The organism is Nannocystis punicea (assembly GCF_026965555.1).
Classification (GTDB): Bacteria; Myxococcota_A; Polyangia; order Nannocystales; family Nannocystaceae; genus Nannocystis; species Nannocystis punicea.
On record NZ_CP114040.1, the window covers coordinates 7,068,336 to 7,082,438 of the forward strand.

Annotated in this window: 9 protein-coding genes; 4 read left to right on the forward strand and 5 right to left on the reverse strand. The window is 73.5% G+C overall.

All coding sequences use genetic code 11. The features are described from left to right. Nucleotides 1-185 precede the first annotated feature (185 nt). Nucleotides 186-971 (forward strand): enoyl-CoA hydratase/isomerase family protein, encoded by a 786-nt coding sequence (locus O0S08_RS27260; RefSeq protein ID WP_269032224.1) that lies wholly within the window; start codon nucleotides 186-188, stop codon nucleotides 969-971. Nucleotides 972-1,246: 275 nt separating this feature from the next. Beyond that, complete coding sequence (locus O0S08_RS27265) at nucleotides 1,247-2,359, forward strand: tRNA-uridine aminocarboxypropyltransferase (protein ID WP_269032225.1); 1,113 nt, start codon at nucleotides 1,247-1,249, stop codon at nucleotides 2,357-2,359. A 111-nt stretch (nucleotides 2,360-2,470) separates the two neighbouring features. Here O0S08_RS27265 and pssA read toward each other — a convergent pair whose 3' ends face one another. Next, nucleotides 2,471-3,082: a CDP-diacylglycerol--serine O-phosphatidyltransferase gene (pssA, locus tag O0S08_RS27270; protein ID WP_269032226.1), complete on the reverse strand. Its 612-nt coding sequence runs from the start codon at nucleotides 3,080-3,082 to the stop codon at nucleotides 2,471-2,473. 520 nt (nucleotides 3,083-3,602) lie between these two features. On the opposite strand from pssA, the gene O0S08_RS27275 reads away from it, so the two are divergent. Next, nucleotides 3,603-5,531 (forward strand): S9 family peptidase, encoded by a 1,929-nt coding sequence (locus O0S08_RS27275; protein ID WP_269032227.1) that lies wholly within the window; start codon nucleotides 3,603-3,605, stop codon nucleotides 5,529-5,531. 328 nt (nucleotides 5,532-5,859) lie between these two features. Then, nucleotides 5,860-6,318 (forward strand): GatB/YqeY domain-containing protein, encoded by a 459-nt coding sequence (locus O0S08_RS27280; RefSeq protein ID WP_269032228.1) that lies wholly within the window; start codon nucleotides 5,860-5,862, stop codon nucleotides 6,316-6,318. A gap of 79 nt (nucleotides 6,319-6,397) precedes the next feature. On the opposite strand, the gene O0S08_RS27285 is transcribed toward O0S08_RS27280, so the two are convergent. From O0S08_RS27285 to O0S08_RS27300, 4 genes are all read right to left on the reverse strand, one after another. Next, nucleotides 6,398-7,696: a TfuA-like protein gene (locus O0S08_RS27285; protein WP_269032230.1), complete on the reverse strand. Its 1,299-nt coding sequence runs from the start codon at nucleotides 7,694-7,696 to the stop codon at nucleotides 6,398-6,400. Nucleotides 7,697-8,245: 549 nt separating this feature from the next. Continuing rightward, nucleotides 8,246-11,626, reverse strand: coding sequence for a serine/threonine-protein kinase (locus O0S08_RS27290; protein ID WP_269032232.1), 3,381 nt, complete (start codon nucleotides 11,624-11,626; stop codon nucleotides 8,246-8,248). Between the two features lie 86 nt (nucleotides 11,627-11,712). Further along, nucleotides 11,713-12,345, reverse strand: a complete 633-nt coding sequence (locus O0S08_RS27295) for an RNA polymerase sigma factor (protein WP_269032233.1) — start codon at nucleotides 12,343-12,345, stop codon at nucleotides 11,713-11,715. 473 nt (nucleotides 12,346-12,818) lie between these two features. Continuing rightward, nucleotides 12,819-14,039: a YcaO-like family protein gene (locus tag O0S08_RS27300; protein WP_269032234.1), complete on the reverse strand. Its 1,221-nt coding sequence runs from the start codon at nucleotides 14,037-14,039 to the stop codon at nucleotides 12,819-12,821. Nucleotides 14,040-14,103 lie beyond the last annotated feature (64 nt).

The following is a 14,103-nucleotide window of genomic DNA, read 5'->3' on the forward strand; positions in this document are numbered from 1 at the left end:
TCACACACCGGGGGCTGTCTCTTCGACCAGGCGTGATGGACACGGGCCGCGAGCCTCCGCCCATCCGCGCGTAGCTTCCCCATGACTGTCCTTTCGACCTCGCGCATGACCATCCTGTCGCTCCACCCCCTTCGCGCCGCCCCTCGCCCGCGCAGTTCGGCGCCGCACCTCTCCGGAGGTGCCCCGTGAGCGACGAGGGCCGCCTGATCGAGACCGTCCTGGCGCCGGGGCTCGTGCGCTGGACGATCAGCAACCCGCGCAAGCGCAACGCCCTCTCCCCCGTCATGCTCGCCGCCATCGAGGCCGGCGCGCGGGCGCTCCGCGGCGAGGTCGTCCTGCTCGACGCGGCCCCGGGGCCCTGCTTCTGCGCCGGCTTCGACCTCGACGCCTTGCCCGAAGGACAGGTCGACGCTCCGACCGCCGCGGCCCCCGACGCCCCGCTGATCACCGCCTCCGCTGCGCTGCAGGCCTGCGACGCCCTGGTCGTCGCCGTCGTCCACGGCGAGGTGTTCGGCGCCGGCGTCGAGCTGGTGGCGGCCTGCGACCTGCGCCTCGCCGCCCACGGCGTCCGCTTCACCGTCCCGGCCGCGCGCCTCGGCGTCGTCTACCACGCCGAGGGCGTCGCCCTGCTGCAGCGCGTGTTCGGCCCGGCGCTCGCGCGGCGGTTGCTGCTCGCGGCCGAGGCGATCGGCGCCGACGAGGCCCACCGCGCCGGGGCGCTGCTCGGCCTGCACCCGCCCGACGAGCTGGCCGGCGCCGCCGAGGCGTTCGCAGCCCGGCTGCGGCAGGGCGCCCCGCAGAGCCTCCGGGCCCACCGCGACCTGCTGCGCGCGCTCGACCGCGGCGGACCGACGGCCGAACAGCTCGCCGCCCACGAGCAGGCCCGCCGCCTCGCCTACACCAGCGAGGACTTCCGCGAGGGCCGGGCGGCCGCGCGGGAGCGCCGTGCCCCGCGCTTTCGCGGCAGCTGACGCACCTCCGGACCTGCTTCCCCACTCGGGGTTCGGCTCGCTCTGCTGCGAGCAAGGCTACGCCGCCTACCTCGCCGATCCCCGGGCAAGGGCCGCATGGGTCCGGGCTCCCGCTCACTCCGAGCGACGCCTGCATCGATGCGAGTTCGCACTTGGCCCTGCGCAAGCTGCATGGATGCGAGTCCGTGCCCGCTCCCGAGCACGTGGTTCGAGGACACCTCCGCGAACCATCGGTCCGCGCCCCGCGCCCCGCGCGTCGTGGTAGACGACCCCGCGTGGAGCCCCGAGCACACTGTCCGCAGTGCCGTCGCCCGCGGCAGGTGTGCTGGTGCGACGCTCTCGTGCCGGTGCCCAGCCGCACCCGGGTCGTGTTCCTGCAGCACCCGCGCGAGTTCAGGGTCGGCGTCGGCACCTGCCGCATGGCCCACCTCTCGCTGCCCGGCTCGCAGCTGCACGTCACCCACGATCCCGACCGCCAGCCTGCCCTCGCCGCGCTGCTCGCCGCGCCCGACACCCACCTGCTGTTCCCCTCGCCCGACGCCACCGACGTCGACGCCCTCACTCGCGCCCCGCGCACGCTCGTGGTCGTCGACGGCACGTGGGCCAACGCGCGCAAGCTCGTCGGCCGCAGCGCCCTGCTGCGCGCGCTCCCGCGGCTGTCCTTTCGCCCCGAGTTCGCCAGCAACTACCGGATCCGCCGCGAGCCCGAGGACCACTGTCTGTCCACCATCGAGGCCACCGCGCACGTGCTCGAGCGCCTCGAGCGGGCGCCCGGTCGTTACACCCCGATGCTGTCGGCCTTCGAGCGCATGGTCGACATGCAGCTCCAGTACGTCGCCACGCGCGCCGGCGCGGACCGCCACATCCGCCACAAGCCGCCGCCGAAGCCCCCGGTCGACCCGCTCGCCCCGCTGAAGGCCGCGCTGGACCGGCTGGTGCTGCTGCACGTCGAGCCCAACGCGTGGCCGTACGGCACCCCGGACTCGCCGCCCGTCGAGGCCATCGAGCTGCGGGCCCTGCGGATCGCCACCGGCGAGCGCTTCACCACCTTGCTGGCCCCGCGCCAGCGCCTGTCCCCGCGCGTCGCCCACAACCTCGACCTCCCGGAGGAAGCCATCCACGCCGGCGCCCCGCTGAGCGACACCCAGGCCGCGTGGCACCAGTTCCTCGGCCCCGACGCGGTGCTCGGCATCTGGGGCTACCACGCAGTGTCCCTCCTGCGCGGCGAGGCCGGCTGGATCCTCCCCCCCGTGCTCGACCTGCGGGCACTGTGGCAACGGGCGATCGGCCGGGCCGAGAATCTCCCTGACGGTCGCGGCCGTGCCCCGCGCCGCTTCGCCGCGATCGAGCAGTCCCTGCACGCGCTCATGACCGGCGCGTGCCAGTGACCCCGGCGGCGAAGGTCGACCCTCGCGTCCTCGGTGGCGCTCCAGTGTCGCCACGAGCGCGACGATCTTTCTTCGCAGCGTAACCTGCGCGGCCAGAGTTCGAGCCCAGCCTCAGGGCTTCGGGATATGCAGGGTCTTGCTGATCATCAGCGAGCCCGACAGCGCGAACATCAGGACCAGCGGGTGCAGCTGCCAGCCGAGGTCGATCACGCCGAACCACAGCGATTCGCCGAGGTGGCCCTGCCAGGCGGCGAGCGCCAGGACGACCACCAGCACGAGGCTGGTCGGAATCGGCGTCCCCTCGAAGTAGCGGACCTTGCCGTCGTCGCCCGAGAGCGACTCTGCGGTGACGTTGTAGCGGGCCAGGCGGCTCACGCCGCAGCACACGAAGTACGACAGGATGACCCAGTCCCAGCCGCCCTGCATGCCGCAGGCGTACGCCAACGCGGCCGGCGCCACGCCGAACGAGATCACGTCCGCGAGCGAGTCGAGCTCGCGGCCGAGCGCGGACGACTTGCGCCGCCAGCGGGCGATGCGTCCGTCGAGCGCGTCGAACAGGAACGCCAGGGGGATCAGGGCCATGCCGCGCAGCAGGCCGATCGGGCGCCCGTCCTGCAGGAAGCGCATCGCGGCGAAGACGGCCCCGGTGCCGCAGAAGGCGTTCGCCAGGGTGAACCAGTCGGCCAGGTGAAAGTCGCGGATCATGGAGAAGTGGCGCTTCATCGGGGTGCTCCTCGCGTGGTTCAGGGTGCCAAATGTCGGCGTGAATTGCAGAGCCGCCAGCGAGCTCGAGCGCAGAGGGTCACGAACGAGCCAGGGCCGGCGCGTCATCCTCCCGCGCCGGCCCCACGATCACGGGCAAGCTCGAGCCCACGTGGCGAGCTCCGCGGCCCTCACGGGCGTGCGCTGATTCGTCGAGGGGACCACGAGGTCGCTGCGCACTTCCGACGGCGCCGAGGCGAAAGCAGCGGCCCCAGTCGCGGCGACCTGCCTGCGCGCCCCGGTCGCTACTGTCGGCCGGCCGCGAAGAAAGCTCGTCGCGCTCCTGTAGGGTTCTCCTCGCCGGCGACACTGGATCGCAATGATTCGAGAATCGGCATTCACCGCGGTCTGGGCCCTCGCCTCCGCCCTCGGGTGCGCTCCGAAAGCCGGGCCTGCCCCGGCCGACCCGGCAGCGGCCCCGGGTCTCGCGTCGGCGGCATCTCCCGGGCCCCGCCCCGACACCACGCTCATCCCTCGCGCGGTGCTGTTCGGCAACCCCGAGCGCGAGGCCCCGGTGCTGAGCCCCGACGGCCAGCAGCTGCTGTATCTGGCGCCGGTGCAGGGCGTGCTCAACGTGTGGGTCGGCCCCGCCGATCGGCCGGACCAGGCCAGGCCGATCACGCGGGACGCGTCGCGGGGCATCCGGGTCGCGCTGTGGAGCGCCGGCGGCGAGCGCGTGCTCTACCTTCAGGACCGCGACGGCAAGGAGAACTGGCGGCTCTACGCCGTCGATCCGGCGACCGCGAAGGAGATCGATCTGTCGTCGGGCCCGAACGCGCGCACGCTCCCCGCGCAGCTCAGCTACCGCCGGCCGCACGAGGTCGTCGTCATCGCCAACGACCGCGACCCCGCGTGGCACGACGTCTACAGCATCGACGTGCGGACCGCGAAGCGCCGGCTGCTCTTCAAAAATGATCAGCGCCTGAGCTGGTTCCTGATCGACGACGACCTCGAGGTGAGAGGGGGCGTTCGCGGCACCGCCGACGGCGGCATGGAGATGCTCGCGCCGCGGGGCAAGCGATGGCAGCAGCTGCTCGCGGTCGGGCTCGTCGACGAGCGGACCACGGAGCCGGGGAGCATCGACGCCGACGGCCACACGCTGTACCTGAAGGACAGCCGCGGGCGCGAGACCGCGGCGCTGGTCGCCCGCGACCTCGAGACCGGCCAGGAGCGAGTGCTCGCCGAGCACCCGAAGGCCGGCATCAGCGACTGGATCGAGGACCACGAGACCCATCGTCCGCTGGCGGTCTCGTTCACGCATCTGCGGCAGGAGTGGCAGGCGCTCGACAAGACGATCGAGGCCGACCTGACGGAGCTGCGCGCGGTCGCCGACGGCGAGCTCGCGGTGGTCAGCCAGTCGCGGGACGGCAAGCGGTGGGTGGTGCAGTACCGCGTCGACGACGGGCCCGCCCGCTATTATTTGTACGATCGCAACGACCGGCGGGCGAAGCTGCTGTTCACCGCCGACGCCGAGCTGGCGGCGCACCAGCTGGCGAAGATGCGACCGGTGGTGATCCGCGCCCGCGACGGGCTCGAGCTGGTGTCGTACTACACCCTGCCCGTCGGGGCCGACCCGGACGGCGACGGCCTGCCGAACGCGCCGTTGCCGACGGTGCTGGTCGTGCACGGCGGGCCGTGGGAGCGCGACACCTGGGGCTTCTCGCCGCACCATCAATGGCTGGCGAGCCGCGGCTACGCGGTGCTGAGCGTCAACTTTCGCGGCTCGTCCGGGTTCACCAAGAGCTTCATCAACGCGGGCGACCACGAGATGGGCGGCAAGATGCACGACGACCTGCTCGACGCGGTCGCCTGGATGGTCGAGCAGCGGATCGCCGATCCCGAACGGGTGGCGATCATGGGCGGGAGCTACGGCGGCTACGCGACACTGGTCGGGCTGACTGTCACGCCGGAGACCTTCGCCTGCGGGGTCGACCTCGTCGGACCGTCGAACCTCGAGACGCTGCTCGCGTCGGTCCCGCCGTACTGGGTGGCGACCGGGTTGCGCTTCAAGGCGCGCTGGGGCGACCTCGACACCGAGGAGGGACGCGCCCTGCTGCGCGAGCGCTCGCCGCTGCACCGCGTCGAGGCGATCAAGCGGCCGCTGCTGATCGGCCAGGGGGCGAACGACCCCCGGGTCACGCAGCAGGAGTCGGACCAGATCGTCGCGGCGATGCAGGCCAGGGGCCTGCCTGTCACCTACGTGCTGTATCCCGACGAGGGCCACGGGTTCGGGCGGCCCGAGAACGCCATCTCGTTCAACGCGATCACCGAGGCGTTCCTGGCCCGCTGCCTCGGCGGGCCCTACCAGCCGATCGGCGACGACTTCAAGAACGCCAGCCTGATCGTCAAGACCGGGGCCGAGCACGTGCCGGGGCTCAACGACGCGCTGCGGGCCGCCGGCAAGCCGTGACGCGCGGACCGGCAGCGGCCCGGGGAAGCGCGGCGCCGAGTGGAGCGCCGGATGTCCTTTGCGACATCTCATGAGAACGCCGGAGGCGGCGGCGACGGACCGCCGACCACCGGCGGACCCCGGCGCGACGCGATCGCAGGAGCCCGGCGCATGCTCGCGGGCCTGGCTCCGCGCACCCCCGTACGGCCCCTTCGTGCCGGACGACCTCGACCGCGCCTCTTGCGCACCTGCGAGCGCGTGCGGACGCACTTTCGCCCCACCCTAACCTGGTGAAACCATTGGCTAACGTTGAGGCTGTCGACGATTGTTTGTTATCTTCCGCGGCCTCATGTCCGTCAAAGACCAGATCGAAGCCAAGCTCCGCGAGGCCCGCCTCGCCCGCGACGAGGCGACCAAGAACGTCATCGGCATGCTCAAGAGCAAGGTCCTGCTCGAGCTCAAGTCGGGCTCCGGCGCCGAGGACAACGACGCGCTGTGGCTCGACACCCTGAAGTCGTACGCCAAGCAGCTCAAGAAGACGATCGCCGAGTACGAGAACCTCGGCGAGCGCGGCCAGCAGCTGCTCGCCGAGTCCCAGTTCGAGCTCCGCTTCTGCGAGCAGTTCCTGCCGACCCGCCTCGACGAGGCCGCCACCGAGGTGCTCGTCCGCGAGGCCGCCGCGGCCAACAACATCACCGACCCCAAGCAGGTCGGCAAGCTCGTCGGCGCGGTGATGAAGAACCACAAGGACCAGGTCGACTCCGACCTGCTCAAGCAAGTCGCCACCCGCGTGCTCTCGGGCGGCTGACGCGGACGGGCGGGCGCCACCGCGAAGTCGCGGCATGCAGCGCCGCTCGTGTCACCGCGCGAGCGGGTGACAGGGCGACTCAACGGCCCGGCCGCGCCGCCTTGACCCGCGCGATCGCGGTGAGCAGCTGATCGAGCGTCGCCAGCCCCAACGTGCGCAACGCCACCGGCAGGTCGGCGCCGAGCCAGCGGACCTCGCGCTCGTACCACTGCAGCAGCGCCTCGCGCGACAGGCCGGTCTCCGACCACGCGACGTCCCCGGCCGCCGCCAGCTGCTCGCGCGCGCGTCCGAGTTCGCCGCGGCGCTGCAGCTCGAGCGTCACCAGGCTACGCACCGCCAGCGCGTGCTCGCGCCCGAGCGCGTCGACGATCGCCTCCGCCCGCAGCAGCGCCTGCGAGCCGGCCAGATCGAGGCCCTGTTCTTTGAGCCATGTGCTCATGGCCAGCTTGTCGCGCAGCCCCAGGGCGCGGCGGATCCGCTCGGCGGCCGCGCTCATCGCCGCCCCGTCGACCTCGAGCCCGCGCCGCTCGGCCTCGGCCAGCGCCAGCGCCAGCAGCAGCGCCCCGCGACCGCGCTCCTCGCCGCCGGGCGACAGCAACGCGTGCAGCGCCAGCGCCTCGTCGCGCGGCGCAGTCGCCTCGGCGCGCGAGGTCGTGGCGATCATCGCCTCCCAGAAGCTCGTCGCCTCGAACTCGAAGTTCGGCGCGTGCGGCGGCATCGCCTCGCCGCCGGCGTCGGTCATGGCCCGCAGCAGCGCGATCGCGTCGTCGCGCTTGCGGTTGGGCCGCACCCGGCCGACGAACGCCCGCAGCCCCGCCAGCTCGTCGTCGCCGACGCCGAGCCCCGGCGCGGCCCGAAACAGCGCCGGCCACGAGCGGTCGGCGTAGAAGGTGCCCTTGGCGTGCGCGAGCAGCCGGCCGGCCGTCGCCGCCGAGATCGAACCTGCCTTTTCGGCCATGTCGAGCCCGTGGCGGAGGTTGACCAGCGCCTCCGACAGCGGCCGATGGCCCGCCTCGGCCGCAGCGTGGGCCACCGCCACCTCGTCGTCGTCGGTCAGCTCGCCGCGCGCGAACGCCTCGAACACCGCGCCGACGCCTTCCATGCCGAACGGGTGCAGCTCCGCCGCCCGCAGCGCGCCCATGCTGGCCGCCCCGAACACCCGCACCCCGCGCGACAGCGCGAACAGGATCTCCTTGTGCCACACCGCCGGCACCGAGTTGAACAGCCCGTCGACGAGGCCGATCGCCCGCGCCCCCTGCCGCGTCACCGCGTCGTACACGTCGCCGAGCCGCGCCGGCGGCAGGAGGTTCGCCGTCGTGTGCAGCGACGCCTCGCCGCTCGTCAGCGTCGGCCCGAGGAACACCACCAGGCCGCTCATCCGAGCCTCCGCACCGAGGTCGAGCCGCCGCGAAGCATGGCCTCGAGAACATGTCCCATGCGACATGTCCCATCGCTCCACCATGCGACCCGCCCGGCTGTCGGGCCGGCGTGATACATGTCCCTTCGGACATGTCTTGATATGCCTGTCACTTCGCCCGCCGGCGCCCTCCGCTGCGCCGCGCCGACGTGGTGCATGTCCTTGCGGACATGCCTTGATATCCCTGTCACTTCGCTCACCGGCGCGCCGCGCCGCGCCGTGCCGGCGCTGCACATGTCCGTTCGGACATATCTTGATATCCCTGTCACTTCGCTCACCGGCGCCCTCCGCTGCGCCGCGCCGGCGCGATGCATGTCCCTGCGGACATGTCTTTGCCTCTCCGCCACACACGCAGGCTACCGCAAAACCGCGGCGAGCGGGGCGCTGGCGCTCGCTGCCGTCCCGGCCGCCGCAGCAGCCGTCGGCGACCTCGTGCCGCGGTCGAGACCCTGGCCCGCGGCGCTCCGAGCTCGGCCTGCTCGACGACAGTGCGACTCGCCCGCTCGGGCGTCACAGCGCCGCCGCCAGCGCCGCGATCCGCTCGCGCACCTCCTGCGGCGTCTCGCCGCCGAAGGCCGCCGCGCCGAGCAGCGTCCCCGGCCCGAGCGCGTCGCAGGCCCACATCGTGCCGTCGGCGGCGCGGCGGATCGGCGGGTTCGTCGACGCCCCGAGGTCCGGGTTCGGCGCCAGCGGCGACACCTCCCCTGCCCCGATGTCGATCATGAAGGGACCGCCCTGGAAGTCGACGCCGAGCGCCTCCGTCTCGCTGCGCATGGTGAACGACGCGAGCTCGGGCGCTGCGCTCCGGATCGTCGAGCGGCCGCCCTGGGCGACCAGCATCAGCGATTCGGAGCGATCGGTCACCGCCAGCCACGCGCCCGAGGGCGAGAACGCCAGCAGGTTGCGCGGCCGTCCCGGTCTGTCCTTCAGGACATGTCGTTCCAGCTCGCGCGGCGGCCCGGTCACGTCCCACCGCGTCAGCTCGAGCGAGCCCGCGAGCGGCTTCAGCACCGCCAGCTGGGCGCCGTCGCTGCTCCAGGCCAGCGCGACCGCCATCAGCTCGTCCTTCGCCAGGGGGCTCGCCTCGGCGACCACCGGCGTCACCGTGCCGCTGTCCAGCGCCAGCAGCTCGACGCCCATCTCGCTGCGCACCGCCAGCTGCGTCCCCGACGGGTTCGAGTGCAGCTCGATCACCCTACCCGCAGCGGTGAAGCGCTGCGCCCGCTGGTCCGGCCCCGTCCACACCTCGACCTCGGCCCCCTCGTACCGGGCCACGCCGCGCGGCAGCGCGGAGAACCAACCAGTCAGCGCCTGCGAGCCGAGGCGCGCCCCCTGTTGCTCGTCCCACCAGCAGTTGTAGCCGTCTTCCCCGATCACGGCGACTTGCCCCGCGTCGTCGACGAAGGTCGACAGGCCGTGGACCAGATAGGCGTTGGGCCCCGGCGTGGGGACGTTCGGGCAGCGGAGCGTCGTCGTCGTGTTCGTGGCCAGCTCGACGCGCGTGATCTCGCCGCTGGCCCAGTCATCCCGCGTCGACGCGGCCCAGCGGCCCGACGGCGCCAGCGCGCAGTACGGTCCGCGCCGGTTCGCAGTCACCGCCGCTGCTGCGGGCCGGTGGATCCGCAGCTCGTGGCGGTGCACCACCATCAGCTTCCCGTCGGCCGTCCACTGCGGGCTCCTGTCCTTCGGGACAGTCATGAACGATCGCAGCCCGCCCCGGCGCAGGTCGCCGACGGCCCAATCGTCGCCGAGCGGGATCACGAAGCGATCGCCGGCCGGCTCGACGATCACCCGCTCGTTGGTCGATCGGCCCGGGGCTCGCAGGGGCATCCGCCACAGGACCTCGCCGGTTGCCAGCGACTCGCGCCACAGCACGTAGGCCCCGTACTCCGGTCGTATGAACAGCGCGTCGCCCTCGCCGAGCGAGGTCGCCCAGTCGGCCTTGACCCGGCGGGACGCGCCCGTCGCGAGGTCGACCACGTCGATCCGCCCGTCGTCGTCGTCGTTCGGGGAGGCCAACGCGAACCGACCGTCGCGGGTCAGCGCGAACGGCCGGCCCGCGTACTTCAGCCGCGCCTCGCTGCCGTCGCCCGGCCGGATCACCCGCGTCCCGTCGCCGTCGGCGAACGCCACCAGCGACGCGTCGTCCGCCACCGCCGGCCACACTCCGCGCGGCAGCTGGATCGACCGCGGCGGCGCGTCCGGGCGCGACAGGTCCCACAGCCGCAACGAGAGGTTGCCCGAGCCGATCGAGGGCGGCCACGCGACCGCCACCAGAGTGCGCCCGTCGACCCCGAGCTGCCAGGCGTCGAGGCTCCCCTCCGACTCGCCGGGGAGGTCGATCGTCCGCGCCGCGCCGTCGCCGAACACCTGCACCGACGCCTCGCCGACGGCCGCCCACACGGGCGCGTCGCGGGCCGTCACCAGCGTCTTGGCCGCGCCCGGGGCGAGCACCTGCTCGCCTGTCCCATCGGACATATTCCAGCGCCACACCGCCCCGAGCTCGTCGCGAGCGATCAGCCCACCGTCCGCCAGCGGCAGCGCCTCGGACAGCGGCCGCTCGGCGCGCAGCACCTGCGACGGCAGCCCGCGCGCCAGCGCGGCCGCGGCGAAGAAGCGCGCCTCGTGCCACGTGCCCGGCTCGTCGCCGGACAGCTTCGCCAGCGCGCGGATCGTCTCCACCGGGTCGCGCGTCAACGCGGCGCGCGCCTCGGTCAAGCGGTTCGCGTCCTGCGTGCGCGTCACCTCGGCCCGCGCCGCGGCCACGTCCTCTTCCAGCGCCGCGGACGCGGGAGGCGGCGCGTTCGTCGACATGTAGAGCAGGCCGCCCATCAACAGCGCCGCCGTCGAGCCCACCGCCCACGCCCGCCGCCCGCGCAGCTCCGCCGGCTGCAGCGCCTGCAACAGCGCGTCCATCGACGGCCAGCGAGCAGCCGGATCGGGCTGCAGGCCGCGCAGCACCACGCGGTGGAGCCACGCCGGCACCTCCTGGCCCGACTTCGGCGGTCGCACCTGGCCGGTGGCCACCGCCGACGCCAGCGCCTGCACGTCCGCGCCGACGAACGGCCGCTGCCCGTACAGCGCCTCGTAGAGGGCCGCGCAGAAGCTGTACTGGTCCGTCTTCGCGTCGCCGCGCGCGCCCGCGAATTGCTCCGCCGCCATGTACGCCGGCGTCCCCAGCACCGCGCCGGTCTGCGTGAGCAGCACGTCGGTCACCTCGCCCGCCGACGGCAACGCCGGCGCCGCCTCGCTGTCGCTGTCGAAGTGCGCCAGGCCGAAGTCGACCACGCGCACGCGCCCGTCGTCGCCGAGGATCACGTTGGCCGGCTTGAAGTCGCGGTGCACCACGCCCTGGCGGTGGGCCGCCGCCAACCCCTCGCCGGCCTGGCGGAACACCGCCACCACCTCGCGCCACGACCGGGGCTGCGCCGCCAGCCACTCGCGCAGCGTCGGCCCGGTGAGGAACTCCATCGCCACGAACACCTCGTCGTCGACCTCGCCGACCTGGTACACGTGGACCACGTTGGGGTGCGACAGTCGGGCCAGCGCCCGGGCCTCGCGCAGCGTCCGCGCCCGCCCCTGCGGACGCGACAGCGCCGCCCCGCGCAGCAGCTTCAGCGCCACCTTGCGCTCGAGCTTGTCGTCGTAGGCCGCGTACACGACCCCCATCCCGCCCTCGCCGAGCAGCTTCAGCACCTGGTACGGCCCGATCGTCGGCGCCTCGCCCGATCCCTGGAACAGCGACGCCCGGATCATCGCCTTGGCCCGGCGCTGGGCCGCGTCGCCGAGCACCTCCGGACGCAGCCGCGGCGTCGCCTGCGTGTCGGCCTCGGCCGACAGGTCGGCCTCGCTCGGGTCGGGGTGGGTCTCGTCGACGTCGACGAGCTTCATGACGGACTCCTGGGACTGCGCGTGAACCATGCGAGGGCTCCTGCCCGCAGTGGTTCCACCCGGTCCGTTCTGGATCACTGCAATCGTCACTCCTTGCGCGGGCCCGCCGCCAGGCCCGCCCGGGCCCGCAGCGCGCCCGCCCACGTGTCGATCCCCAGCAGCGTGCTGGTCGCGAGGTCCGGGCTTCGGGCCAGCGCCTCGATCGCCTCGCGCAGCAGCGCGCGCCCGCGTCGCAGCCGTGACTTCACCGTGCCCTCGGGGATCTCGAGCACCGCCGCCATCTCGGCCGTGGTCAGCTGCTCCCAGTAGAGGAGCTCGAGCGCGACCTGGCAGTCGACGGGGATCCGTCGCAACCCGGCGAGCAGCAGCTTGAGCTCCTCGCCCTCGACCATGGCCTGGCTCGGCGACGGGTCCAGCGCCGCGACCGAGACCTCGGTGAAGTCGAGCCTGTCCCCCTTGCGGTCGCGGTAGTGCCGGCACAGCTGGCGGTAGGCGATGGCGAACACGAAGCTGCGGAAGCTGCCCTCGCCGCGGAACTTCGCCGCCCCCTCGACGCAGGCCAGAAATGTCTGCTGGATCAGCTCCGCCCCGGCGTCGGTCTTGTTGAAGAAGAAGCGCGCCACCGGCTCGTAGTAGCGCTCGAACAGCTGCTCCCCGGCCCGGCGCTCGCCCGCGCGCCAGGCCGCCAGCAGCTGCTCGTCGCTGCGCGTAGAGGTCACGACCGACAAGGTACCCGCTCCGCCGCTCGCGCGCACGCCCGAACCGCCGCGGCTCCGGAGCGTCGCCGGCGAACGCCGCGGATTTCGCTCTCGGCCGGCCCCCGTCGCCGCGGGCCTCCGCCCGGGTGGTTCCGACATGTCCCTTGAGACACCCGTGGACCGCCGCTCGCTCCGAGGATCACCCCCCCTCGGCCCCATCGCCGCGGGCTCGTCCCGACATGTCCCTTGAGACACTCTGTCGGGCTGCCGCTCGCTCCGACTCTCGCTCCATCGCCCGGCCTCATCGCCGCGGGGCCTCCGCCCGAGCGTCGTGCCGACATGTTCCTTGAGACACCTCGTCGACTGGCCGCTCGCTCCGAGGATCGCCCCCTCGCCTCAATCCCTAGCTGGAGCTTCGCTCCGACATGTCCCTCGAGACACTCGTCGACTCGTCGCTCGCTCGGAGGAGCGCCATCCGGTCCGAGCGCCTCGGCTCAGCCGGCCGCCAGCGCCCGCGGGCCCGGGGCCATGCCCGCAAACCTGCCCTCGAGGCCAGGTACTACCACCCGCGCCACCGGCACCCCGATCTCTTCGCGCGTCAGATCGACCACCACCGCGCTGCTGCACCCGGCCGCGCGCACCCGTGCGAGCAGCAGCTCGAGGTCCTCGTCGAAGCTGCCCGTCGCCAGGCTCGGGCCGAGCGCCCGCTGCGGCCGCGACCCGGCCAGCGCGGCGGCCTCGTCGGCGCCGGCCTGCGGATCGGTGAAGGCCTCGTATGTCTTCAGGGACAGGTCGTCGCGGCTGCCGGCGATCAGCGTCAAGCGGCTCTGCACCGCCTCGGTCAGCGCACGCAGCAGCGCCACCGCCGGGTCGAGGTGGGCCCCGTAGCCGCCGCAGCCCCCGCGCGCGGCCCAGCGCGGCGCGCCGGGGCGGTCGACGATCCGGCAGGCGTAGGTCGGCACCCCGAGATCGGACGTGATGTCGACGGCGCCGACCTCGATCTCCGCCGCGTGCAGCCGCGCGAGCACCTCGCGGCAGCTCGGGTCGCCGACCGCGGCGAGGTCGACGCGCCGCGCGTCGTCGACCTCGATCGGCGCCAGCGCGGTCGCGTCGCGCTCGATCAGCTCGCACAGCGCGTGGACCACCGCCTCGAGCAGGTGGTTGCCGGAGGCCAGCCCGCTCGTGCTCTCGATGAACGGCGGCAGCGGCTCGCGCGGGTCGCGGACGAAGTCGACGCTCACGCACGCGTGCGGCACCCACGTCGGTCGCCCGGCCAGCAGGTCCCAGCCGAGGCACCACAGCAGCGGCAGGTCGTCGCGCACCTCGGCGCCTTCGCGGCGCGGCAGCGCGTGCAGGTCGACGACCGCGTGGCCCTCGCGGCGCAGCGCCGCCGCCCGCTCCCAGCGAAGGGGCACCGCCACGCGCTCGCCGTGCCAGGCCTCGATCGCCTCCATCAACGCCGACGCGGCCGCGGCCTCGCGGTCGGCGCCCTTGCCCTGCGACACGCTGACCGAGCGCGCGTTCGGGCGGACCGCCTGGACCACCGGCACGCCGACGACGTCGAGCCCGGTGACGTCGGCGAGGCGGGTGATCCCGAGCCGCGGCATCAACGGGCGGTAGGCCGCCAGCGTCGCGGCCGGGCTGCGCGTGCGGTGCGTCCCGGCCGTGTGGCCCTTGGGCGCGGCGAGGTCGCGGTCGCCGATCCGTACGGGCATGTCCCCTGGTTCCTGTCCTTCGCGCCCTGTGCTTCGAGACCTGTCCGAACGGACACGGGCGACG